This window comes from Meiothermus sp., assembly GCF_037443965.1.
Lineage (GTDB): Bacteria > Deinococcota > Deinococci > Deinococcales > Thermaceae > Meiothermus.
Window position 1 is genome coordinate 70,499 of the sequence record NZ_JBBINI010000012.1, and the last position, 22,702, is coordinate 93,200.

Genomic DNA, 22,702 nt, shown 5'->3' on the forward strand with positions numbered 1-22,702 from the left:
CCCTCCAAAGGTGCGGGCTTATAGCTTTTTACCGATGTACTGGGCCAGGTCGGCCACGCGGCAGCTATAGCCCCACTCGTTGTCGTACCAGCTCACCACTTTCACCATGTTGCCGATGGTCAGGGTGTCGAGGGCACTAAAGATCGAGGAATGGGGGTCGCCCTTGAGGTCGCTGCTCACCAGGGGTTCTTCGGTATAGGCCAGAATACCTTTCATGGGGCCTTCGGCAGCCGCTTTCATGGCGGCGTTGATTTCTTCTTTGCTGGCTTCCTTGTTCAGAATAGCCGTGAAATCTACCACCGAGACGGTGCTGGTGGGAACGCGGAAGGCCATGCCACCAAACTTACCCTTGAGTTCGGGGATCACCAGCCCTACCGCCTTAGCCGCACCGGTTTCGCTAGGCACGATGTTGAGGGCCGCTGCTCGAGCATCGCGGGGGTCGTCCTTCACGGCATCTACCAGGCTTTGGCTGGCAGTATAGGCGTGGACGGTGGTCAGGATGCCTTTATCAATCCCGAAGGTGTCGTTGAGCACCTTAGCTACGGGCGCTAGGCCGTTGGTGGTGCAACTGGCATTGGAAATCACATGGTGCTTGGCGGGGTCGTAAGAACCCTCGTTGACGCCCATCACCACCGTGAGCATATCGCCTTTGCCGGGGGCGCTGATGATGACTTTTTTGGCCCCAGCTTTGAGGTGGGCCTCGGCGGCCTCGAGCTTGGTAAAGCGTCCGGTAGACTCAATGACGATGTCGGCGCCAATATCACCCCAAGGCAGTGCAGCAGGGTCTTTTTCTTCGTACACCCGGATGGTCTTGCCATTTACAGTGATGTTTTTTTCGTCGTAGCTGACGGTTCCAGGGAAACGGCCGTAGTTGGAGTCATATTTGAAGAGGTGGGCCAGAATCGAGTTGTCCGACAGGTCGTTGATGCCGACCACTTCCACCCCACGCTCTTGCAGTATCCGGAACACTTGGCGGCCAATGCGTCCGAAACCGTTGATGCCTACTTTCATATGATCCTCCTATTTGGGCTAAACGCTGGATGGCTTCCGCGTTTCGCTGGACACTATAACGCTTCCCTACCGAGACGCCCATCCACAAGAATACTCCGCCCGTGGTTTTTCGGACGGAGAAGGATGTCCTGATGTTATCGGGTGCGGCCTGCCAGCAAGTCTTCAGCCGCTTTCTGGGCCTTGTCGAGTGCGGCTTTGGGGGTAGCCTGCCCCAGCACGGCTTCCTTAATGGCCTGCCCCAATATATCAAAGCGGATTTGCTCCCACTGCGAGAGGGCCGGTTCGAAGCGGGCAAAACGGGCCTGGGTGATGGCGACGCCAAACGCGGGGTTGTCCTTCACAAAACGGGTCACCACGGGGTCTACCGCCGAGCCCTGGTTGACCGGCACATAGTTGGCCGCGACCCCAAACACCGCCTGGGCTTTGGGCGTAATGATAAAGCGCAGGAAATCGGCAGCTACACGCTTTTCCTTATCGTCGGCTCCCTTAAACACCACGATATTGGTGCCCTGTACCAGGCCAAAGCCAGGCTGTTTGTCGGTGCGGCCCGGCAGCGTCGCAACCCCTACATCAAACTTGGCAGCTCGGGCATAAAAGCTATAACCGGCCGAGGTGTCGGTGGCGAAACCAAAAACCCCCGAGCCGAAGTTTTCGTTGATAAAACCGTTGGTGATGGGCTTGGCCCAGCCCTCCTTAACACCTCTGACCAGAAACTCGAGGGTCTCCACACCCTTGGGCGAGTTGAGCACCAGTTTGCCGTTTGACAGGTAGTTGCCGCCTAGGGTAAAGAACCAGTAGGCATAGGTCGAAGCATCGGGCACAAACCAGTACACCGGCTGTTTTTCCCCCGCAGAGATCTTCTTGGCCGTCTCGACAAATTCCTGAATGCTCAAGGGAATCCGGGCGTTGTATTTTTTCAACAGATCCCGGTTGACATACAGCAGTTGGATGCTCTTGTTGAAGGGCACCCCATAGGTTTGGCCGTTGATCTTGACTGCATTCGCGAAAAGCGGGTTGATCCCCTTCAAGTCCACCCCCAGGGCGGGAATGGGCAACAGGGCATCGCTTTCCAGGTACAGGGCCATGTTGTTTTCAAAAGCCTGGGCCATCACCGGGATTTTGCCGGAAGCAAACGAAGCCTTGATCTTGGTGGAGAGGTCGCGGTAGTTGCCCTGGCTGACCGGGCGTACACAGACCTTCCCGCCCTGGGTGCGGTTGAACTCCACGGCTAGATTGTCCAGTGCGTCCTTAGGCGCACCTCCCCGGAAGCCGTGCCACAACTCCGCGACCACTTCGGCCCTATCACACTGGGCTTTGATCAGATCTTCGGCTCTTTGTTGTGCCAAACCTAGGCCAGCGACCAAAAGCAGCATTCCAAGCAACCACTGTTTCATGCCATCCTCCACCAAACACTGTTGGGCCCAAACGTCAGGGCTGTGTGAGCCCGCTCGACGCCTCCATTTATACCCCAGCTTTGCAGTGTAGACTACAGGTTTGCTAGAGTACCGCTGGTTCCCTGTATGGATTTTCTTCTGATTTTTCTGGCGTATCTGATCGGCTCGATCAATTTCCCCATTCTAGTGGGGCGTTTGCGTGGTTGGGACATCCGTGAGCGTGATCTGGCCGGTACTTCGGGGGTTTTTCGCCAACTGGGAAGGGGCTGGGGGGTGGGGGTGGGGGTGCTCGAGGTGGGCAAAGGGATGTTGGCCGCATGGCTAGCCGGTTTTGCGGCTAATTTTTGGGTGGTACCCCTGGTCGCCCTAGCGGTGGTAGCTGGTCATATCTGGCCGCTTTGGTTTGGGTTTCGCGGTGGGGGTGGCTTGGCAGCAGCGGGGGGGTTTGCCCTTTGGGCTTTTCCCCTGGAAACTTTATGGAGCCTAGTGGTTTTTGCGGCGGGATTAGGGGTATATTTTGGGGTCTTCAAGCGGGATCGCTTCCAAGGCGTTGGCTCGATTCCGTTTGCGGCCATCTTCGCTTTTCTCTATCTGGCCTATGCCCTTCGAGCAGATGCGCAAGCTCTATACACCCTGATCGCTCTGGGCGGGGTCATGGCTTTGCGGGGCGTGCTGGTGCTCACGGGCCGCTGGTGGCACCGCTAGAGAAATGGGGCCAAAGGTCAGGAAAGCATGATCACGACAGGCCGATATAACTCAAATACCACTGAACGATTGCGCTGCCATAGAAAAAAGCAATCAACCCGCCAATGGCCAGATAAGGCCCGAAGGGAATCTGGTTGTCACCGCCAAACCGCCGCATGATCAGGCCGATGATGGCTCCAGCAAAGACCGCTATAAAGATTCCTACCAAGAGGTGAGTGAAGCCCAGCCAGACCCCTAGAAATCCGGCCAGCACCACATCGCCGTAGCCCATCACGGTCACGTAGCCGCTGGGGTTTTCGGCTTCAACCTCGGGCTCGACCCTATCGGAGGGGTTGCGAGACCACCAGTACAGCATGCCGGCCAAGGCAACGCCGCCCGCGCTTACCAACATCCCTCGCAGGCTTTCCAGCGGTGATAAGCCCAGCACCCAGGCCAGCAGGGGTGCTAGCGCCGCGAGCCCCAGGGTCAGGCCGTCGTGAAGGGCGAATACCTTCCCGCTGCGGGCATTGAGCGAGGCATTGAACAAGCCTACCAGGATACCCAGACTGCCCAACCAAACGCCGCCCATCATGCCGAACATCCCACCCCAGGCCCCCACCATGGCGGCCAGGTGCACGAGATGCAGTCCAAAGGGGCCTTCGCGGGGGCCATCCTTGAAGCGGTTATAGAGCAAGCCGCCAAAACCCGCAAACATGGCAATCAGCCCTGCCCCCATCAAGCCACTGTCTATGGCCTGTGGAAAAGCCTGTGGATAACCCAACAGCCCAGCCCCCAGCAAGCCCAAAAAAATCCCGGCAAAGTTGAGCGAGTTGGGCAGGGTTTTGGTGTCAATATCTATGAAAGAAAGCGCAACCAGCAAGGCGATAAAGGCCCAGATGAAGACCAGTTCGGGAAAAACCGGGCGCAAGAGGGCTGCTACGGTAAAAAGGATTGCCGTCAGGGCTTCTACCGCCGGGTAGCGCACCGAGATCGGGGCCTTGCAGTTTTTGCACCGGCCCCTCTGGATTATCCAGGAGATGATTGGCACCAATTCGATAGGGGAGAGCACCTGCTGGCAGTGGGGGCAACGCGAGCGCGGCCACACCACCGAAATACCGGCAGGAAGGCGATAAATCACCACGTTTAGGAACGAGCCAATCAGGCTGCCGAGCACGAACGCGAAAACCGCCAGCAGGGGCATCGGAAAAAAATCCACCCCGTTATTGTAGAGGCTGGGAGCTGGGCGGCTTGTGATGCTTAGGGGCGGGTTTGGCCCATTTTGGGCCAAGGCCCTGTCACAGACAGCGAATAATTGCGGGTAACATGGCAAAAAGCTGCTGTTGGAGAAACGATCTTAGAATAAGGGCACATCCGGGGTTCTTGATGCTCTGGATTCTGGAGGAAATATGAGGAAACTGCTCATTCTGGTGGTGCTGGTGTTTGTGGGTTCACTGGGGTTGGCGCAGGGCAACCGGAGTGCATTTGGCCTGTATGTTCTGGGCGGGCAGTACACGATTGATACAGGGGCCGTGGACGTGCGTTTTGGGGTGGGTTTGCCCCTTCTTGCTTTTGGCTCGAGTGCAGGCGCCTTGCTGTCGGGTTCTTTCGACCTGCTTTTTCCAATGGGCCTGGTGGGTGGTAGCACCCGGTGGTACCTGGGTGCGGGCAGCGAGGTCTATCTGGCCCTGGGCGGGGGTGCAGGGGGCGCCGTTTTTACCCCTCGAGGCTTTGCCAACTTTGAATTTGGTGGGGATGGTTTGAGCATTTTTCTCGAAGGTGGTTTGCAGGGCGTTATTGCGGTAGGAGGAGGCAACGTGTTTGGGGCCAGCGTACTCATCCCGCATGTGCGGCTAGGGGTGAATTTCCGCTAGCGGGGTGCGTTAGCTCGTGGACATGCTTACAAGCCCTTTGCTGGAGGTGCCCCACGGCTTCACGACCCGCCAGGGGGGTGTATCGCCTGCTCCCTACGATAGCCTCAACCTGGGGCTGTCCACCGCCGATAGCCCCGCGCATGTGCTCGAGAACCGTCGGCGGGTACTGGCAGCTTTTGGCAATCCGCCCCTGGCGGAGCTAAGTCAGGTACACGGCAACACTGTGCACCTGGTGGAGGGGCCGGGGGAGTGGGAGGGCGATGGGTTGCTCACCTCCACCTCAGGCTTGCTGCTGCGGGTGAGTGTGGCCGATTGCTACCCTATCCTGCTGCACGACCCCGTAAAGGGGGTGGTGGGGGCCCTGCACGCCGGTTGGCGGGGGGTGGCTGAGGGCATTCTGCCCAGAGCCTTGGAATTAATGAAATCTCATTTTGCGAGCTCCCCGGGAGCAGTACGCATTGCGGTAGGCCCTGGCATCAGCGGCTCCCATTTTCAGGTGGGGCCGGAAGTGGTGCAGCAGTTCGAGCAGGCCGGGCTGCCTTTTTACCGTCCTGACCCGAGCCATCCGGGCAAATTTTTGCTAGATCTGGAGCAGGCCATTCGGGCCCAGGCCCTCCGCGGTGGAATCGCCCCTCCGAATTACTGGGCACTGGGACGCTGCACCTACGCCGACCCAGCCTTCTTTTCCCACCGGCGCGACAAGGGCCAGACCGGTCGTATGTGGGCGCTGATTATGCTACCCATTTAATTGGGCCAGGGTGCGATTCCGGCAGACGAACACGGTATTTCAGGGTACACGGCTGCCGCCCTCTCCCAAATGACCTACAGTCTTACACAAGTTTTCGCTAGACTATTGGGGTGCTCAGGCCCAAGGCCCACCTCCAATCGGTTACAGCCATCACCCCGCAGTGGCTTGAGGAGCGGGGGTTGAAAGCGGTTTTGCTGGATCTGGACAATACCCTGGTGCCCTATAAAACCTATGGCGAGGCCCCCGAGGGCCTGGTGGAATGGCTGCAAACCCTGAAGGAGGCGGGTATTCAGGTGATGCTGGTCTCCAACGGCAGCCGCCGGAGGGTGCGCTACTGGCGTGCAAAGCTGGGGGTTCCTGGGTTTGGCCCAGCCGGCAAGCCCTGGTTCGGTTTTCGCAAAGCCCTGCGGCGGCTGGCCCTTACTCATCGCCAGGTGGCGGTGGTGGGCGACCAGCTCTTTACCGATGTGCTCGGTGGTAACTTGGTTGGAGCCTATACGGTGCTGGTTCCTCCTCTTTCTAAGAGGGAAATGGGATACACCCGGCTGGTGCGGAAACTCGAGCGCTGGGTGCTGCGGAACCCCAGCTTTGGACTGGCGGCAGGAACCAATGAGGAATTTGACCCAAAAGAATACCGCCAAGAGCCCACAATAAGCAAAGACTAGGAGGAAGCGAAGCAGTAGCTTGCATGATGTCACATAGGAGGAAGCAAGGCTATGCTCTGCATCACCTGCTACCGCAAGGAAGGAAGCGAAGCAATGCTCTTTATTACCTGCAAACACAAAAGCAATACCTGGCATCAACTGCTTCGTATAGGAGGACGGGTCGAATGGCGAACGTCTTGACCATTGGGGACAAACGATTGGGCGCAGCCCTGTTGGACATGGGCTTATTGGGGGATGAGGAACTCCAGCGTGCGCTAGAGCAACACCGCGAAGTGGGGGGCAACCTCTCGGACATCATCGTCGAACTAGGGCTGCTCTCCGAACGACGTATTGCCCAGGCCATCGAGGAGACCTTTGGGGTTCCGCTGGTCGAACTGGTGGGCCTCGAGATAGCGCCCGAGGCTAAATCGTTGATTCCTGCCGAGCGGGCCCGGGATCTGGGGGCCATCCCCTTTAGCTTGGAAGGCGGTACGCTGAGGGTAGCCCTCTTGAACCCGCTGGACAACCTGGTGCTGGAGGAACTCGAAGACCTCACCAACCAGATTATCGAGCCCTACCTGACCACCCAGTCTTCTTTCCGCTATGCGCTGGCCCTGCACTACCCCGAGCTGGGCTTGCCCGTTCCCCCACCGCCTTCTGCTGCCTCGCCCGGTGAGATGCAACTGGGTGAAATCCTGGTAGATAGAGGGTGGTTGAGCCGGGAAGACCTCGAGGCCGCCCTTGTTGAACAGGAAAAAACCGGCGAACTGCTGGGCCGCTTGCTGGTCGGGAAGTATGGCCTGGAAGAAGAAAAGCTCTATCAGGTGCTGGCCGATCAGGCCGGGCTGGAGTTCAAGTTCGAACTGGGCAACCTCGAGTTGCAAAACGAGGTGACGGCCCTCCTGTTGCGCCCCGATGCCCTGCGTTATCAGGCCGTGCCGATTCGCCAGGATGGCCAGCAGGTTCTGATTGTCCTGGCCGACCCCCGCCACCGCCACGCCGTAGCCCAACTGGTTGAACGCCCAACCAAGTTCATCCTGACCCTGCCCAAGGTTTGGGAAACTCTGTTTGGCAAGGTTTACCCTGAGAAGAGCCGTTTGGGTGAGGCCCTGGTACAAGAAGGCAAGCTGGGCCGGGCAGCCCTACAGGATGCCCTTTCGGTACAGCGACGCATGGGCAAGACCCGCCCACTGGGCGAGGTGCTGGTGGAGCTGGGCTATGTCAACGCCCAGGATGTCGAAGAAGCCCTCTCCAAGCAGCGGCAGGGCGGTGGTCGCCTGGAAGACACCCTGGTGCAGTCGGGCAAGATCAAGCCGGAGATGCTGGCTAAGAGCTTGGCCACGCAGCTCGGCTACCACTACATTGACCCCACCGACTCCCCCCCCGACCCCTCGGTGCTGACTATGGTGCCCGAATCCACCGTGCGGCGCTACACCATTTTCCCGCACCACCTCGAGGGCAACACCCTGGTGGTCTTGATGAAAGACCCCCGCAACATCCTGGCCATTGACGACCTGCGCATGATTACCAAGCGCGACGTGATGCCAGCGGTGTCGGCGGAGGCATCCATCTCCAAGCTGATCGAGCGGTTTTATGGTGGCTCGACGGGGGTCGAGGAGCTGGCCCGCGAATTCGAGGGTAAGAAGAAGGAAGAAGAATCCGTTGACACCAGCGCCCTCGACGACAACGCGGTGGTCAAGCTGGTCAACAGCATCATCCGCGAAGCCTTCTTGCAAGAAGCCTCGGACATCCACATCGAGCCGCGCCAGAGCGACATTCTGGTGCGCATCCGGATCGACGGCAACCTGCGCGAGTACATGCGCCTGCCCAAGGGGGCCGGCCCTGCTGTGGCCTCGCGCGTGAAGATCATGTCCAACCTCGATATCGCCGAGCGCCGCCTGCCCCAGGACGGGCGGGTGCGCTACCGTGACCGCTCGATTGATCTGGACCTGCGCCTCTCTACGCTACCCACTGTCTACGGCGAGAAGATCGTGATGCGTCTCTTGCGCAAGGCCGCCGACATCCCCGAAATCGAGCAATTGGGCTTTGCCCAGGACATCTTCCAGCGCTTCGAGGATGTGATTGCCAAGCCCTATGGCATCTTCCTGATTACCGGCCCTACGGGCTCTGGTAAGTCCTTCACCACCTTCTCGATTTTGAAGCGCATCGCCACCCCCGACAAAAACACCACCACCGTGGAAGACCCGGTGGAGTACGAGATTCCCGGCATCAACCAGACCCAGGTGAACCCGGTGGCGGGCCTGACTTTTGCCAAAGCCTTGCGAAGCTTCCTGCGCCAGGACCCCGATATCATCATGGTGGGTGAGATCCGCGACTCCGAGACCGCCAAAATTGCCACCGAGGCCGCCCTGACCGGCCACCTGGTGATTGCCACGCTGCATACCAACGATGCGGCAGGTGCGGTGACCCGCCTGGACGAGATGGGAGTGGAGCTTTTCAACATCTCGGCGGCTTTGGTGGGGGTGCTGGCCCAGCGTTTGGTGCGCAAGATTTGCGAAAGCTGCAAGATTCAGGTGGAGGCCGACCCCACCGTGTTGCGCCGCCTGGATTTGAGCAAAGAGGATTTGCGGGGCAAGAGCCTGTACAAGGGCACCGGTTGTGACAAATGCAACGGTACCGGCTACAAAGGCCGTGCGGCCATCCACGAGCTGATGGTGCTGGACGATGAAATCCGCCGGGCCATCGTCGAGGGTCAGTCGGCCACCCAGATCAAGGAAATCGCCCGCAAGGGCGGTATGAAAACCCTACGCGAGGACGGCATTCAGAAAGCCTTTGTGGGCCTGACCACCCTGGAAGAAGTAATGGCCCGCACCAACGAGTGATGTAAACCCATCCGTAGCGTTCTGCGATGGTCTGGTATGCGTGTGCCATTTGGGCGACGCTCAACTAGCAAAGTGAATCAAAAGGTTACTTGTTATACCGTTACCGCTTGAATCCTTCACCGCCCGCCGCAGTCAGGGGTGAAGGATTCAAGCCGACCGAAGGGAGTAGAAAAGCATTTCGGTAGTATCGTTTAGGCTTGCCGAAGTGAACGATACGGCCGAAATGCGTATTATTGGGGCAAAGCGTTAGAATCACCTTGTTATGAGCTGGCACGACTACCTATCGGAGCACCAAACCGCTCACCTCGAGGATTTCCATACCTTCTTATCCATCCCCAGCATCTCGGCCCAGCCCGCTCACAGCGAAGATGTCCAGCGGGCGGCGCAGTGGCTGGCAGCGCGGTTTAGGCAGGCCGGGTTTTTACAGGCCGAGGTGCTGCCCACCGCCGGGCATCCGGTGGTCTATGCCGAATACTGCCCCTACCCCGGCAGGCCCACGGTGCTTTTCTACGGCCACTACGACGTACAGCCCGCCGACAACCCCGAGCGCTGGAACTCCCCGCCCTTCGAACCCACCATAACCAATGGGCGCATTGTGGCGCGGGGTGCTTCGGATATGAAAGGCCAGGTGATGGCCTTCCTGCTGGCCGCCGAGGCCCTCATCGCTACCGGCCAACTTAATCTCAACGTAAAGGCGCTTATCGAGGGGGAGGAAGAGATCAGCAGTCCCAGCCTGCCGGCTTTTATAGAACAGAACCGGGAACGGCTTTGCTGCGATATGATCATCAACGGCGATAGCGGCCAGCTCTCCGAGACCACCCCGCTTCTGGGTCTGGGTGTGCGGGGGATTTGCGCACTAGAGTTCGACTTGATTGGCCCCAACCACGACCTGCACTCGGGTACCTGGGGGGGTGGGCTTCAAAATCCGCTGCATGCGATGGCTGAGCTGATTGCCTCGTTGCACAACCCCGATGGTAGCGTGGCTGTGAAAGGCTTTTACGACGACGTGGAACCCCTCAGCCCGGCCCTGCGCGAGTGGTACAAGAAGATTCCCTGGAACGAGGAAGCAGAGCTGAAAAAACTGGGTCTGCAAGAGTTTTACGGTGAGGAGGGCTACTCCCACTGGGAGCGCACCACCGGCCGCCCCACCCTCGAGGTCAACGGGATGTGGGGGGGGTACACCGGCCCCGGCGGCATGACGGTGATTCCTTCCACCGCCCACGCCAAGATCACCTGCCGCCTGGTGCCCCACCAAGACCCCCAGAAGATTGTGGCGCTGGTGAAGGCGCATCTTGAAGAGCACCTGCCCAGAGGGGTGCGTCTGGAAGTCCGGGCCAAAGAAGCTGGAGCCTTTGCCTTCCGCATGAGCGCCGACCATCCGGGCTGTGTGGCGGCTCGAGAAGTACTAACCGAACTCTACGGGGTGCCTCCGGTGGAGACCCTGTTCGGCGGCTCGGTGCCCATTTTAGGCACCCTCAAGCAACTCTTGGGCCACGACCCGGTAAGCTTTGGCTTTGGTCTGGAAGACGAACTCATCCACTCGCCCAACGAGTTCTTTAGGCTCTCGAGCTTCGAGAAGGGCAAGCAGGCTTATGCGATGCTGCTTAGACGCTTGGCGCAGTGATACGCATTTCGGCCGTATCGTTCACTTTTGAAAGCCTAAACGATACTACCGAAATGCTTTTCTACTCCCTTCGGTCGGCTTGAATCCTTCACCTCTGACTACGCATGGCGGTGAAGGATTCAAGCGGAAACGGTATGACCCGTGGGTATCGCAAAAGTGGATAGTCTTTCCTTGAAAGACCATCCACCCAAACCTGATATTCGCTTGCGGTTGCTGGCTAGATTTCCGGATTAAAAGCCGCAGGCGCTACGGCTTCGGGGCGTTTGGCTTGTTCGATAATCTGACGCACGCGCTCGCCTTGTACGATCTCCGATTCCAAAAGTTCCTCGGCCAGGCGGTGCATGGCCTCGGCATTGGCCGACAACACCTGTTTGGCTTTTTCGTAAGCCCGGTCCAGGATGGCCCGGATATCAGAGTCAATCAGGCGGCTGGTTTCTTCGGAGTGATCCTGCTTCTTAGCGATTTCCTCGCCCAAAAATATGGGGCCAGTGTTCGAGCCCCAGGCCACGTTTTTGAAGTGCTCGCCCATGCCCCAGTCCAGCACCATCTGCTTGGCCAGACCCGTGGCCTGCTTGAAGTCGTTGGAGGCTCCGGTGGTGATGGTGCCGACAAACAGCTCCTCGGCGGCACGGCCCGCTAGGGTCATGGCCAGGGTGTCCTCGAGGTGTTCCTTGCTCATCAGGATGCGTTCCTCGGGCTTGCTCCAGCGCACCCCCAGGGCCATGCCGCGCGGTACAATCGAGACCTTCTCGGTCTTGTCGGCATATGGCAACACCTCACCGGCAATGGCGTGGCCGGCTTCGTGGTAGGCTACGGCCCTCTTTTCCTGCTCGTTGAGTTTGAGGGTGCCCCGCTCCAAACCCAGCATGATCTTGTCGAGGGCGGTTTGGAAGTGAACGTTGGCAATCTCGGTGGCGTTTTCGCGGGCGGCCTGTAGCGCAGCTTCATTCACCAGGTTTTTCAGGTCGGCCCCGCTGAACTGTGGGGTGAGCCGGGCCAGGTTGTTCACGTCCACGTCGGGGGCAAATTTCTTGCCCCGCATGTGCACCTGCAAAATCTCTTTGCGCTCTTCCAGAGTCGGCAGGCCAATCACCACCTGGCGATCAAAGCGCCCAGGGCGCAAAAGGGCAGCATCCAGAATGTCGGGGCGGTTGGTCGCGGCCAGTACGATCACGCTGGTGTCCTTCTCGAAGCCGTCCATCTCGGAGAGGATTTGGTTGAGGGTTTGCTCCCGCTCGTCGTGGCCTCCTCCGATGCCTGCGCCGCGCTTGCGTCCGATGGAGTCGAGCTCATCAATAAAGATGATGGCAGGGGCGTTGCGGCGGGCCTCTTCGAACAGCGTACGCACCCGGCTGGCCCCCACCCCCACAAACATCTCCATAAATTCCGAGGCCGAAACCGAGAAAAAAGGCACGCCTGCTTCTCCGGCCACGGCCCGGGTCAGCAGGGTTTTACCGGTGCCGGGCGGCCCTACCAGCAGCACCCCCTTGGGAATCTCGGCTCCAATGGCGATGTATTTTTGTGGGTTCTTGAGAAAATCCACCACTTCCATCAGCTCGCGCTTGGCTTCGTTGTGCCCGGCCACGTCCTTGAAGGTGGTGTTGACCCGCTTTTCTTTACCGTACTGCCGGGCTCGGCTCTGCCCGAACTGCATGACCTGCCCCGCACCACCCTGCGAGCGCATGAAAAAGAACCACCAGAAGCCAATCAGGATCAAAATAGGCAGCAGCGTAATCAACAACTGCCCCCACATGCTGGGTAAACGGTTGGTGATTTCGACTCCATTCTGTCGCAGTAGGTTGGTGAACTGCGGATCGGTGAAGCCCGAGGGGAGCGCAATAACAGTAAAGCGATCCGTGGTCTCGGTAGTATCGCCAACCTGTATACGCTCAGGTGCCTTGAAAAAGCCGTTGATACGACCTTCCTGCAACACTACCCGTGCGACCTTGCCCTGCTCCACATAGCTGATGAAGTCGCTATAAGGCACCGTGGTTCGGGCATTGTTACTGCCTCCAAATAGGGTAAAGAGCCAATAGGCCAGGATGACGATAATGACCAAGCTCCAGGGATTGATGCGCGTAGGCAAACCATGACCTCCATTAAGTGCCCGCCAAGCGGGCAGTGCATACGATTCACCGATTATATGACGGCAAACCGACACACCATAACTTAAGTATATGGTACTCAATCCCAGCATGAGGAATGAGTTCTAGGGTGTAAACCGGGTAGGGGAGAGGGCATATGGGAGTTTGGGTCGAAGGCGAGGAAAGAAAAAGAAGAAAGCTTACCCTGAGCCCCATCGGAGAGAAGAAAGTGTGGGGCTCATGGTCCGCTTTGGCTGGCTTATGCCCCATCACTCATCGCTTTCTGTTTCGGGCTTTATGATGGGGGCAATGCAAGTGGTTCTCGAGGCCCTCCATCAAGGCGACTACGATACGGCGTTTGAGACGCTGGTACGCACTTTGGCGCTGGCGCAGGGCGAGGATGCAGCGGAGGCTGCTTTGTTGTTGGCCGAGGCCTATTCACTCTACGGCGAGGGGGGTATCGAACGCGCGAACCGGGCGCTGGAAGAGGGGCTTGGAAGTGTGCCCACCCTCGAGTCCCATCCGCGCTACCGCGCCATTCTGGCCGAGATGCGGGCACTGGAAGGGGCTCCGGAAGAAGATGTGCGGCAAATTCTGCCCAAAACCAACGACCCCCGCGCGCTTTACCACCAGGCCCAGGCGCTCATGTACCTGGGTTTGCCGGAGGAGGCGCTGGAAATTTTGAACCGGCCCCTCGAGCTGCCCGCTTTTCTGGCCTGGCGGGCCCATACCTTGCGCGGAAAAGCCTACGAACGCTTGGGCCAGGCTGCCGAAGCTGCGGCTGCCTATAAAGAAGCGGCAAGGCTCGCGGTGGGTATGGAACACTACTGGAACTTGATAGATGCCTCGGCGATGTTTGTAGAGGCCGGGATGGGCCACGAAGCTTTGCAAGCCCTGCGGGAAGCCCAGCCGGACATTCCCGAACTCGAAGACCCCGAGGATGCTGCCACCCGCTACTACCTCGAGGCCCGCAGCCAACTTTTGCTGGGCAACCCCAGCCTGGCGCTGGATGCGATTCAGCGGGCTTTGGAGAAAGAGCGCGAGGGGGCCGAACCCGCCCACGGCACCCCCCTGGTTCACGGACAGGCGCTGATGCAACTGGGCCATCCGCGCGAGGCCATCGAGGCTTTCCGCGAGGCGGTCAAGCGGGCTGAAGACTCCGACAGAAGCTATGCGCTGCACGAGTTGGCGGTGGCCTATCTCGAGTCCGGCGAGCTAACGGAAGCCGAGTCCACGCTGCGTGAGGTGCTGCGCGACCCGGAGTATGGCTACCCAGGGGAAGCCTATGGCGATCTGGCCGAAATTTTTTATCGGCTGGGCCGCTACGAAGAAGCCGCACAGGCTGCCCACGAGGCCATTCGGCAGGGCAGCCTCAGCGCCGGGCATCTGATTCTGGGCAATCTGGCCTACGATCTGCTGCATCTGGAAGAAGCCCTCGAGCACTACACCCAGGCCGGGCAAGAGGCCCCCGAAGGTAGCCGGGACTGGGTTACAGCGCAGCAAATGGTAATTGATACCCTGGCCCAACTGGGGTTCCGCCGCCCCGAAGAGATCGTCTCGCGCAGCGAGGCCGTACTGCCCTACCTGCATCCTGCCGATGAATGGCATCAAACCCTCAGCAACTACGCCGAGCGTGCCCGCACGATGATGGGTGGAAATCGGACGCTTAATTGACGAGCCATGAGGTAAAAGCGGCTGCTTTTGGGTGCATTCTTTCAGTATTCGCTGCTAAGTTCTGCCCTGGCCTCGCTGGCTCGACCTGCTTTGCGGATTTTGAAATCCTCGAGGATAGTTTGTGTTGCTGTAGCACCTACACGGGTTGTTCCAACCCGCATCACCTCTATCAGCGCATCCAGGGTGCGAACCCCACCTGCGGCTTTGACCTGCACGTGGGGAGAGACCGTCTTGCGCATTAGTCGGAGGTCTTCCAAAGTGGCACCGCTGGGTGCGAACCCGGTTGAGGTCTTGACAAACTCAGCCCCGGCTTGCTCGGTGAGCTTGTAGCCCAGTACTTTCTGGGCGTGGTCGAGATAGGCGTTTTCCAAAATCACCTTCACGATGGCGCCCCCGGTGTGCGCTACCTCCACGACAGAACGAATATCGTCAAGTACATATTCGGCTTGGCTCGAGCGCAAGCGCCCAATATTGACCACCATATCCAACTCCACTGCCCCCTGCTCTACCGCCAGTCGGGCTTCAAATACCTTGGTAGCGGGGGCAGAGCTGCCGTGGGGAAAGCCTACCACTGTACCCACCAGTACACCACTCCCCTTGAGGGCCTTTACAGCCACTTCCACATCGCAAGGCTTAACACATACCGACGCCACGTCGTAGCGGTGTGCGAGCTCACAGCCAGCGATCACCTCATCTACAGTGAGCTCGGGACGCAACAAAGAGTGATCAATCATCTTGGCTACTTGGCTATAGCTGAGGGTTTCGATACCGATTTCATTCATCACAGCCTTCCTTTCCGATACTTGATGGGGATTGCTTGGAATTAAGAAAGTGGTACGTACCACTTGTTTTTATTGTGATATACAAGAGTAAGTGCGTAAACAGACCACAGTGCAGGGTTGTTTGTCTGGAACCTTAACTTACCCCCGCAGACGCCGCCCTCGTCCGTATACCGAAAGCAGAACCAGCAGTATGAGCCCATACACGATTTGTCGCCCAAACTCGGGCAAGCCCAACGTAATTAGCAAAGAAGCAATCAGGGTTAGCAGTAGGGCACCGGCCATGGTTCCTGTGTAGCCCCCAATACCGCCGGCCAAGGCGGTGCCCCCGACCACTACCGCCGCAATGGTGGGCAGCGTGTAGGGGTCACCTAGGTTGAGAAACACTGCTTGGGTATAGCCCAGCAGCACAAAACCACCCAGTGCGGCAAAAAGTCCCGAAAGACCATAGGTCAAGATGACCGTACTTTCGACACTAACCCCTGAAAGACGTGCGGTCACCCGGTTGGAGCCAATGGCGTAGAGGGCTTTGCCGTAGGCGGTGCGTTGGAGCAACAGCGTTACCCCGATGCCAAACAAAGCCCAGATAAACACATCTCCCGGGATCCCGGCGATCCACGGGTCAGAGATGATGGCCTTCATGGAGGGAGGCGTGGCTCCTTTGACCACCCCGGTCATACCGAGGGTCATGACCAATGGCGGAATACGGATGAGGGCAATGCCGATGCCGTTGACCAATCCGATGGCAAATCCAACCAACAACGCGATCAGCAGCGCCGGAAGCAAAAGGGCATCCGAGCCGTTGGTAAAACGGAAGATGATAATTGCGGCCAGCGTTACGATGGCCCCGACCGATAGATCAATACCCTCGCCGCCCGATAAGATCACCAGGGTCTGCCCAATTGCTACCACCCCCAAGAAGGCAGCAATCCGCAGGATGTTGGTGAACTGGTTATAGTCGGCAAAACCAGGCCGGATCAGCTCGCCTACAATCAGCAACACCCTCTCCGTGCAAATATGGGTGATGCCTCACCGCTTCCTCCGATGCGACAGCAGGTGATGCCTCATCGCTTCCTCCGATGCGATAGCAGGTGATGTCTCCGGTTCCTACCAGCACGAAACCACATTTGGGTTGGGGTTGTAAAACCCAGGGATCGGTGAAGGTTCCCCAGCGGGTTTCGTATTTGGAGAGGCCATAGGGGTAGCGGGCTACCGTGACCGAGTGCTCGTCCACTTCAAAACCTTCGGCTCCCAAGGTAGCGGTGGTTACTTCCAGGGGTGCGACGCCCCGGTGATACCACGTGCCCAACGTGACGCCGTAGCCCAGATAATCCAACAAGGAACCTCCACCCGAAGCGCGCTTGTACCACCAACTGTGTGGTTTTTGTGCCTGCACCTCGGCATCGCTAACCTCGACCTTGTCGGCTAGGTGATACAGCGGTTCCCGGTTGCCATCGTAGAAATGTACTTCGCGGATTTCACCGATCCAGCCTTCGTCCAACAGGCGCTTGGCAGTGCGGTGGGCAGGATACCAGGCCAGCGGCCAGTTGATCACCAAGCGCTTGCCGGTCTGGGACATGGCGGCCATCATGCGCTCAGCCTCCTGTACGGAGGCGGCAAAGGGTTTTTCTACCAAAATATCTACGTTGTAGGGTGCGACCCACTTCACATACTGCGCATGGTCGGCGGTGGCAGGACACAAAATCACCACATCGGGCTGGGTACTCTCTAGGCAGGCGCGAAAATCGGTAAAAACCTGGTTGGAAGAAAGACCGAACTTGGCAGTGGCGTCTTGCATCCGGGCTGGGTTTTGGTCGGCAACCCCTACTATCTCTGCACGGGGGTGGGTAACAGATCGCCCATGTGCATGTGGTCGAAGTTGATGCCTGCTACCCGCCAAGCCTTCATAGCGCTCCTTCGAACCCTTTCAGTTGAATAGGCTGGTTGAGACGCGCACTCTCGTAGGAGGCCAGCACCAGCCGTACAGCTTCCAGGCCGTCCTGGCCAGTACAAATTACTGGGCGTTCCCCACGAATGGCCGCCAGGAAGTTGCCCACGTGCCGGGTGTGGTTGGGCTCCCCGGCAAAGTCGTAGAGGGCCACATCGGGTTCGGCCCAGGTGGTGCCGGGGGAGGCACGGAAACTATGGCGCAGCACTGGCTTGCCGTAGCGGTTGGTGTACTCGAGCGCCCCCTGGGTGCCGTAGATCCAAAAACCCTCCTCCCAACCCGTAGCCGACCAAGAAGCCTCCACCTCCCCAAGGGCTCCATTGGTAAACCGCAGCGAAGCATGGGCATTGTCCTCGACCTCGATGGGAAACTTGAGGGTACCGACACGGGCGAAGACTTCCTCAACGGGGCCGCCAAAGTAGCGGGCCAGATCGAACATATGGCAGCCATTGTCGAGCAAGGTACCGCCGCCAGCCAAGGCTTTTTTGCCAAAGGAATCACGCACTTGGAGGTTACCTCCCCAGTCGTGGGCCTGGCGTAGCCGGATAAAAGTCACCCGACCCAACGTGCCGCTGTCCAGAATTTGTTTGGCTTTGAAGCCAGCCCCACTGGAGCGCAGATGGTGGTTGATCTGTAGGGTTACTTTGGCCTTGGCCGCAGCCTTGATCATGGCTGTTGCTTCGGCCAACGATAGCGAGATGGGCTTCTCGCAGAGAATGTGCTTGCCTGCCTTGGCGGCTGCAATGGTGGCAGGATAATGCAGTGCATTGGGGGTGCAGACCGAGACGGCATCAATCTCTTGGAGCTTCAAGAGGTCGCGATAATCCGTGAATAGGTGGGGAATATCCCACTCGCGCTGGCGGGCCTCGAGGGCTGCTGGGTTGATATCGGCAATGGCTACTACCTTAGCTCCATTGGCCACATAACCCTTGTAGTGAGCCCCGGCAATTCCACCTACGCCAATTATGCCGACCTTCATAGCGGCTCCAGGGGTGCACTGTTAGGGGCCTGGGTCACGTCGAGGTTGACCCGCTGCTTGGCCCAGACACAGGCATTGGCTAGGATGCGCAGGATGTGCGGGTTGTGGTAAGTGGGGAAGGTTTCGTGGCCGGGGCGGAAGTAAAAGATGCGCCCGTGCCCCCTTGTCCAGGTGCAGGCACTTCTGAACACCTCGCCGCCCTGGAACCAGGAGATCATCAACAACTCGTCGGGCTCGGGGATGTCGAAGCGCTCGCCGTACATCTCCTCGTGCGGTAGCTCGATGTACTGGGGGATGCCCTGCAGAATGGGGTGGTCGGGACGCAAGTTCCACAGGCGTTCGCGCTCACCGGCTTCGCGCCACTTGAGGCTACAGAAAGTGCCCATCAAACGCTTGAAGACCTTGGCATAGTGGCCGGAGTGCAGCACAATCAGGCCCATACCCGCCAGCACCCGCAACTGCACCCGCTCGACCACTTCATCGCTCACCCGATCGTGGGCTAGATGCCCCCACCACAACAAAACCTCGGTGGAATCCAGTACCGCTTGGCTCAGCCCATGTTCAGGGTCACCCAAGGTAGCCGTCTGAATCTTGAAATCGCCCAAACCCTGTAGCCCTTTGGCAATCGCGCTGTGGATGCCTTCGGGGTAGATCTTGCGCACGACTTCGCTTCTCTGCTCGTGCAGGTGTTCGTTCCAGATGGTGACGTTTATCATAAGGACTCTTTTATACCGTGTTTGCGCGGGGGTTGGCTGACTGAATGATTTGCTGAGATTGCTCGGCAGCGTACTGCTCCGCAGCATACTGCTCGGCAGCATACTGCTCGGCAGCATAGACGGCTGCCCCCATTACACCGGGTTCGTTTAGTTGTGCAGGTTTGATTTGTAGTGTACTCAAATGCTCGCGCACCATATATTGATGCTGCTCGAGGGTTTGCCAGATGGGCTCAAATAAAAGGTTGCCAGCCTGGGCTACACCCCCACCAATTACCACAGCTTCCAATCCCAGCACACTGAGCACGTTGCTAATGCCAATTCCCAGCGCCCGGCCCACCCGGCGATAGATTTCGATGCACTCTTCCTCACCAGCTTGGGCGGCCTGAGCGACTGCTTTGGGCGAAAGGTCGTCTAAGGAGCCCTGGATAATTTCACGGAGGAGTGGTGTGCGCCCCTGGCGCAAATGCCGTGCAGCCGCAGCTACGATGGCGGGGCCAGAAGCAAACACCTCGATGCAGCCAAAGCCTCCGCAGCCACAGCGTGGGCCGTGGGGATCGTAGACCTGATGCCCAAATTCACCCGCAGTACCCCAGCGCCCCAAGTAGAGTTGCCCATTCAGGATCAACCCCCCGCCCACCCCGGTTCCCAGCGTGATACCCAATAGATGCCGATAGCCTTTACCTGCGCCCATTCGCGACTCGGCAAAAGTGAAGGAGCGGGCATCGTTGATAAGCCAGGTTGGGATCTGGGTGGCCTGGGTAAGTGTGGCGGCGAGAGGGTAATGGTGCCAGCCCTCGGCAAAGTTTGGGGGGAGCAAGACCAGACCGGCCCAAGGATCAATCACGGCTGGTACGCCGATACCGCTTCCTACCACGGTATAGCCCTCCTGACGGGCTTTTTGCGCAGTGGTCTGGATGGCGCTTGCGAGGTCGGCCACGATCGCGCTGGCTGGGCGGTGGGACTGGGTTTCGAGCGTCAAGGTATCCCGCAAGGCGCCGCTCTCGTCCAGCCAAGCCACGCTGAAGTTGGTACCTCCCAGATCCAGCCCGATTGAAGCCCGTTTCGCCATAGTGCTCGCCGTCCTCAAGCCCCGCTAAGGGTTTTGAATTTGACTTACACTGTGTAATATAAAGGTACGAACCACCGAATGTCTAGACCACCCAGCCACATACCGGGTCGGCCTGGACTCGAGGAGAACCCCGATGCCCCTGCCCGACGTGCTTCATACCCTCAATCCCCGTGCTCCCATCCCACTATATTTGCAGCTCAAAGAGGCCATACTGGGAATTTTGCAAAAAGGAGAGTGGGGGGAAGATCGCCCCCTGCCTTCGGAGCGGGAGTTGTCGGAGCAACTGCGCATCTCGCGCTCGACGGTGCGGCAAGCCATCCATGAGCTCGAGATGGAAGGCTGGCTGGTACGCCGACAGGGTCGGGGTACCTTTCCAGTGCAGGCCAAGGTCGAACAGCCATTGGTGATGATTACCGGCTTTACAGAGAATATGCGCCAGGCTGGTATTCGGCATAGCACCAAGCTAATTTCGGCCAGCCTGGAACCTGCAGAGGGTCGGGTGGCCAAAGCCTTGCGCCTGGGGCCGGGGGGGGTGGTGGCGGTACTGACCCGTTTGCGCCTGGCCGATGGGATACCGATGATGCTGGAGGTCTCGCACCTCAATTATGCGCTTACACCGGGCCTGTTGGAGCGCAACCTCGAGGGCTCCCTCTACGAGATCTTGCACACCGCCTACCGACTGCGCTTTGCTACTGGGCAGGAAAGTATCGAGGCCATCGTGGCTGAACCCTGGCTGGCCAAGCTGTTGCAGATCAAGCCGAAGGTGCCAATTCTCTATACCGAACGTACTGTGCTAACCGACACAGGGGCGGTGCTGGAGTTTACTCAGCGCTATGGTCGGGCCGACAAATGCAGTTTTCGGGTGATGTTGCAAGGCGACAACGCCCAGATTGCGCTGAAAGAGGTGGGTGGGTAGATGTCGAAGGTTGAACGCAATGAAGTGATCAGACAGTGGAAAGACGGCTATAAGGCGATTTTCAGATTAGCTGCACGGCGGGCGGCTTGGCAAACCGCCGCTGCGCCGCCTTGTGGCCTTGGGCGCGAGAGGCCTTTTGTGGTAGCTGCTTTAGGCGAACAGCAAGCACCTCTTTCTTTTTCGTAGTTCTCTTTTCTGGTCCTAAACCCAACCCCTGCCTCCTATTTTCCGCGTTTTGATCACCAAGGAATCCCTTATGAACCTGAAACCTGCCCACGACTATCTTGACGGTTGCGAGGCTATCCTCGAGCGGGTGCGTAGAACGCAGATCGAGCGCATCGCCACTGCAGCCCAGTGGTGTGCCGAGGCCATCCACAAGCGCGGCCTAGTACACCTGTTTGGCAACGGCCATAGCCGCATGGCGGTGGAAGAGATGTGGCCCCGCTATGGCAGCTTTCCGGGCTTTCACCCCATGGTCGAACTCTCCATGACCAACCATACCCAGGTGGTGGGTTCCAACGGACAGCGGCAGGCCATGTGGATCGAACGCCAGGAGGGCCTGGGTGAGGTCATCTTGCGCAACTTCATCTTTCGTGATTACGACGTGATGATGGTGTTCTCCACCAGTGGCAACAACGGGGTCGTGGTGGATGTGGCGCTGGGGGCTAAGCGGCGCGGTTTGAAAGTCGTTGCAGTGGTTGCGGAGGAATATGCCAAGCTGTTGCCACCAGGTCACAGCAGCGGCAAACGTTTGCTCGAGATCGCCGATTTAGTGATTGATAACTGTGCGATTCCGGGTGATGCGATGGTGGCAATTGAAGGGCTGGATGTTCCGGTTGGGCCGGGCTCGACCATTGGCAACACGGCTGTAGTGAACGCAATTAAGTGTCCAGTAGCAGCCCGCCTGACCGAGTGGGGTGAACCGCCCTTGGTCCTAGCGGGGGCTTGGAAGATGGGTCCGGAAGCCAGTGCCAAGCGCTTCGAGGATGCCTACGACGATCACCGGGATCGGGTCAAGGTGGTGTATGGGGGATAGAGAGAGGGAAGGGTTCTGCAATAAGCGAGAGCAAAAAAGCCTGCTGGTTTCCCAGGTACTTCATGCATCGGAAGAAGCCCTACCAGTCCTAATACCGCTAACACCAGGAGGAGACTCTCTGAGGTCGTTGAAGCGATTTGCCCTGCTTTATGCGCGGCCTGTCTGGCGGGTCAAATTCAGGTTTCGGGGGCCGATATGACCTCGCTCAGGGGTCAAGTTGCGCTCATCACCGGGGCCTCGGGAATTGCAGCTGCCACGGCACGTTTGTTTGTTGAGCAAGGCGCGCAAGTGATGGTGCTCGACAAAAATCCTGAGAACCTACGAATCCTGATGGCTGAACTCCCCGAGATTGAAACTTTGGAAGCCAACCTGCTCAATCCGAATACTTCTACCTTCGCGGTAGAGAAAGCTCTTTCGCGCTTTGGAAAGTTGGACATTTTAGTGAATGTGGCGGGCATCTCTGGGCGGAGCTATGGAGATGGGCCGGTGCACGAAGCCAGCGATGAAGGGTGGGATATGGTAATGGACACCAATGCCAAGACTACTTTTCAAATGCCTTCGTGTGCTACCTGCAGTCTACCCTTCCACCCCCGCCATCCTGAGCAGAAGACGGCTGCGGATGAGGTTGTGCACCAGCAGAATCAGGTTCACCCGCGCCAGGAAACCTGCAAACGACCGGGCC

20 protein-coding genes are annotated in these 22,702 nt (G+C 58.6%); 10 read left to right on the forward strand and 10 right to left on the reverse strand.

The genetic code is table 11. The features are described 5' to 3' along the window. Positions 1–18: 18 nt before the first annotated feature. Entirely contained in the window at positions 19–1,011 is a 993-nt protein-coding gene (gene gap, locus WKI89_RS08475; protein ID WP_337868757.1) for a type I glyceraldehyde-3-phosphate dehydrogenase, read from the reverse strand. Positions 1,012–1,145: 134 nt separating this feature from the next. Continuing rightward, entirely contained in the window at positions 1,146–2,405 is a 1,260-nt protein-coding gene (locus WKI89_RS08480; protein ID WP_337868759.1) for an ABC transporter substrate-binding protein, read from the reverse strand. A 126-nt stretch (positions 2,406–2,531) separates the two neighbouring features. On the opposite strand from WKI89_RS08480, the gene WKI89_RS08485 reads away from it, so the two are divergent. Continuing rightward, on the forward strand, positions 2,532–3,110 hold the full coding sequence (locus WKI89_RS08485) for a glycerol-3-phosphate acyltransferase (protein WP_337868760.1): 579 nt from the start codon (positions 2,532–2,534) through the stop codon (positions 3,108–3,110). A gap of 31 nt (positions 3,111–3,141) precedes the next feature. On the opposite strand, the gene WKI89_RS08490 is transcribed toward WKI89_RS08485, so the two are convergent. Next, complete coding sequence (locus WKI89_RS08490) at positions 3,142–4,305, reverse strand: prepilin peptidase (protein WP_337868761.1); 1,164 nt, start codon at positions 4,303–4,305, stop codon at positions 3,142–3,144. A 190-nt stretch (positions 4,306–4,495) separates the two neighbouring features. Here WKI89_RS08490 and WKI89_RS08495 point away from each other — a divergent pair, with 190 nt between their 5' ends. The 5 genes from WKI89_RS08495 to WKI89_RS08515 all read left to right on the forward strand — a co-directional run bounded on the left by WKI89_RS08495 (position 4,496) and on the right by WKI89_RS08515 (position 10,819). Next, a complete protein-coding gene (locus tag WKI89_RS08495) occupies positions 4,496–4,960 on the forward strand; it encodes a hypothetical protein (RefSeq protein WP_337868763.1) in 465 nt (154 codons plus the stop codon). 16 nt (positions 4,961–4,976) lie between these two features. After that, positions 4,977–5,708, forward strand: coding sequence for a peptidoglycan editing factor PgeF (gene pgeF / locus WKI89_RS08500; protein ID WP_337868765.1), 732 nt, complete (start codon positions 4,977–4,979; stop codon positions 5,706–5,708). A gap of 110 nt (positions 5,709–5,818) precedes the next feature. Next, positions 5,819–6,373 carry a YqeG family HAD IIIA-type phosphatase gene (locus tag WKI89_RS08505; RefSeq protein WP_337868767.1) on the forward strand — a complete coding sequence of 185 codons (555 nt, stop codon included), beginning with the start codon at positions 5,819–5,821 and terminating at the stop codon, positions 6,371–6,373. 164 nt (positions 6,374–6,537) lie between these two features. Further along, complete coding sequence (locus tag WKI89_RS08510) at positions 6,538–9,195, forward strand: ATPase, T2SS/T4P/T4SS family (RefSeq protein WP_337868769.1); 2,658 nt, start codon at positions 6,538–6,540, stop codon at positions 9,193–9,195. A 262-nt stretch (positions 9,196–9,457) separates the two neighbouring features. Then, a complete protein-coding gene (locus WKI89_RS08515; protein WP_337868770.1) occupies positions 9,458–10,819 on the forward strand; it encodes a dipeptidase in 1,362 nt (453 codons plus the stop codon). Positions 10,820–11,036: 217 nt separating this feature from the next. Here WKI89_RS08515 and ftsH read toward each other — a convergent pair whose 3' ends face one another. Beyond that, positions 11,037–12,905, reverse strand: coding sequence for an ATP-dependent zinc metalloprotease FtsH (ftsH, locus tag WKI89_RS08520; protein WP_337868771.1), 1,869 nt, complete (start codon positions 12,903–12,905; stop codon positions 11,037–11,039). A 307-nt stretch (positions 12,906–13,212) separates the two neighbouring features. Between ftsH and WKI89_RS08525 the strand changes: the two genes are divergently transcribed. After that, positions 13,213–14,577 carry a tetratricopeptide repeat protein gene (locus WKI89_RS08525; protein WP_337868772.1) on the forward strand — a complete coding sequence of 455 codons (1,365 nt, stop codon included), beginning with the start codon at positions 13,213–13,215 and terminating at the stop codon, positions 14,575–14,577. A gap of 41 nt (positions 14,578–14,618) precedes the next feature. Here the strand turns inward: WKI89_RS08525 and deoC are convergent, their stop codons facing one another. From deoC to WKI89_RS08555, 6 genes are all read right to left on the reverse strand, one after another. Next, complete coding sequence (gene deoC, locus WKI89_RS08530; RefSeq protein WP_337868773.1) at positions 14,619–15,359, reverse strand: deoxyribose-phosphate aldolase; 741 nt, start codon at positions 15,357–15,359, stop codon at positions 14,619–14,621. 138 nt (positions 15,360–15,497) lie between these two features. Next, positions 15,498–16,358 (reverse strand): ABC transporter permease, encoded by an 861-nt coding sequence (locus tag WKI89_RS08535; protein ID WP_337868775.1) that lies wholly within the window; start codon positions 16,356–16,358, stop codon positions 15,498–15,500. Next, entirely contained in the window at positions 16,309–17,256 is a 948-nt protein-coding gene (locus WKI89_RS08540) for a Gfo/Idh/MocA family oxidoreductase (RefSeq protein ID WP_337868776.1), read from the reverse strand. Before WKI89_RS08540 ends, WKI89_RS08535 begins: the two co-directional genes overlap by 50 nt. A 4-nt stretch (positions 17,257–17,260) precedes the next feature. Then, on the reverse strand, positions 17,261–18,283 hold the full coding sequence (locus WKI89_RS08545; RefSeq protein ID WP_337868777.1) for a Gfo/Idh/MocA family oxidoreductase: 1,023 nt from the start codon (positions 18,281–18,283) through the stop codon (positions 17,261–17,263). After that, positions 18,280–18,999: a ThuA domain-containing protein gene (locus WKI89_RS08550; RefSeq protein WP_337868779.1), complete on the reverse strand. Its 720-nt coding sequence runs from the start codon at positions 18,997–18,999 to the stop codon at positions 18,280–18,282. Before WKI89_RS08550 ends, WKI89_RS08545 begins: the two co-directional genes overlap by 4 nt. A gap of 10 nt (positions 19,000–19,009) precedes the next feature. Beyond that, positions 19,010–20,068, reverse strand: a complete 1,059-nt coding sequence (locus tag WKI89_RS08555; RefSeq protein ID WP_337868781.1) for an ROK family protein — start codon at positions 20,066–20,068, stop codon at positions 19,010–19,012. A 133-nt stretch (positions 20,069–20,201) separates the two neighbouring features. Here WKI89_RS08555 and WKI89_RS08560 point away from each other — a divergent pair, with 133 nt between their 5' ends. The 3 genes from WKI89_RS08560 to WKI89_RS08570 form a co-directional block, all read left to right on the forward strand. Then, entirely contained in the window at positions 20,202–20,984 is a 783-nt protein-coding gene (locus WKI89_RS08560; protein WP_337868782.1) for a GntR family transcriptional regulator, read from the forward strand. 256 nt (positions 20,985–21,240) lie between these two features. After that, entirely contained in the window at positions 21,241–22,020 is a 780-nt protein-coding gene (locus tag WKI89_RS08565; RefSeq protein ID WP_337868784.1) for an SIS domain-containing protein, read from the forward strand. 195 nt (positions 22,021–22,215) lie between these two features. Next, positions 22,216–22,702 (forward strand): SDR family oxidoreductase (locus WKI89_RS08570; RefSeq protein WP_337868786.1); only part of this gene is annotated, 487 nt, incomplete at its 3' end.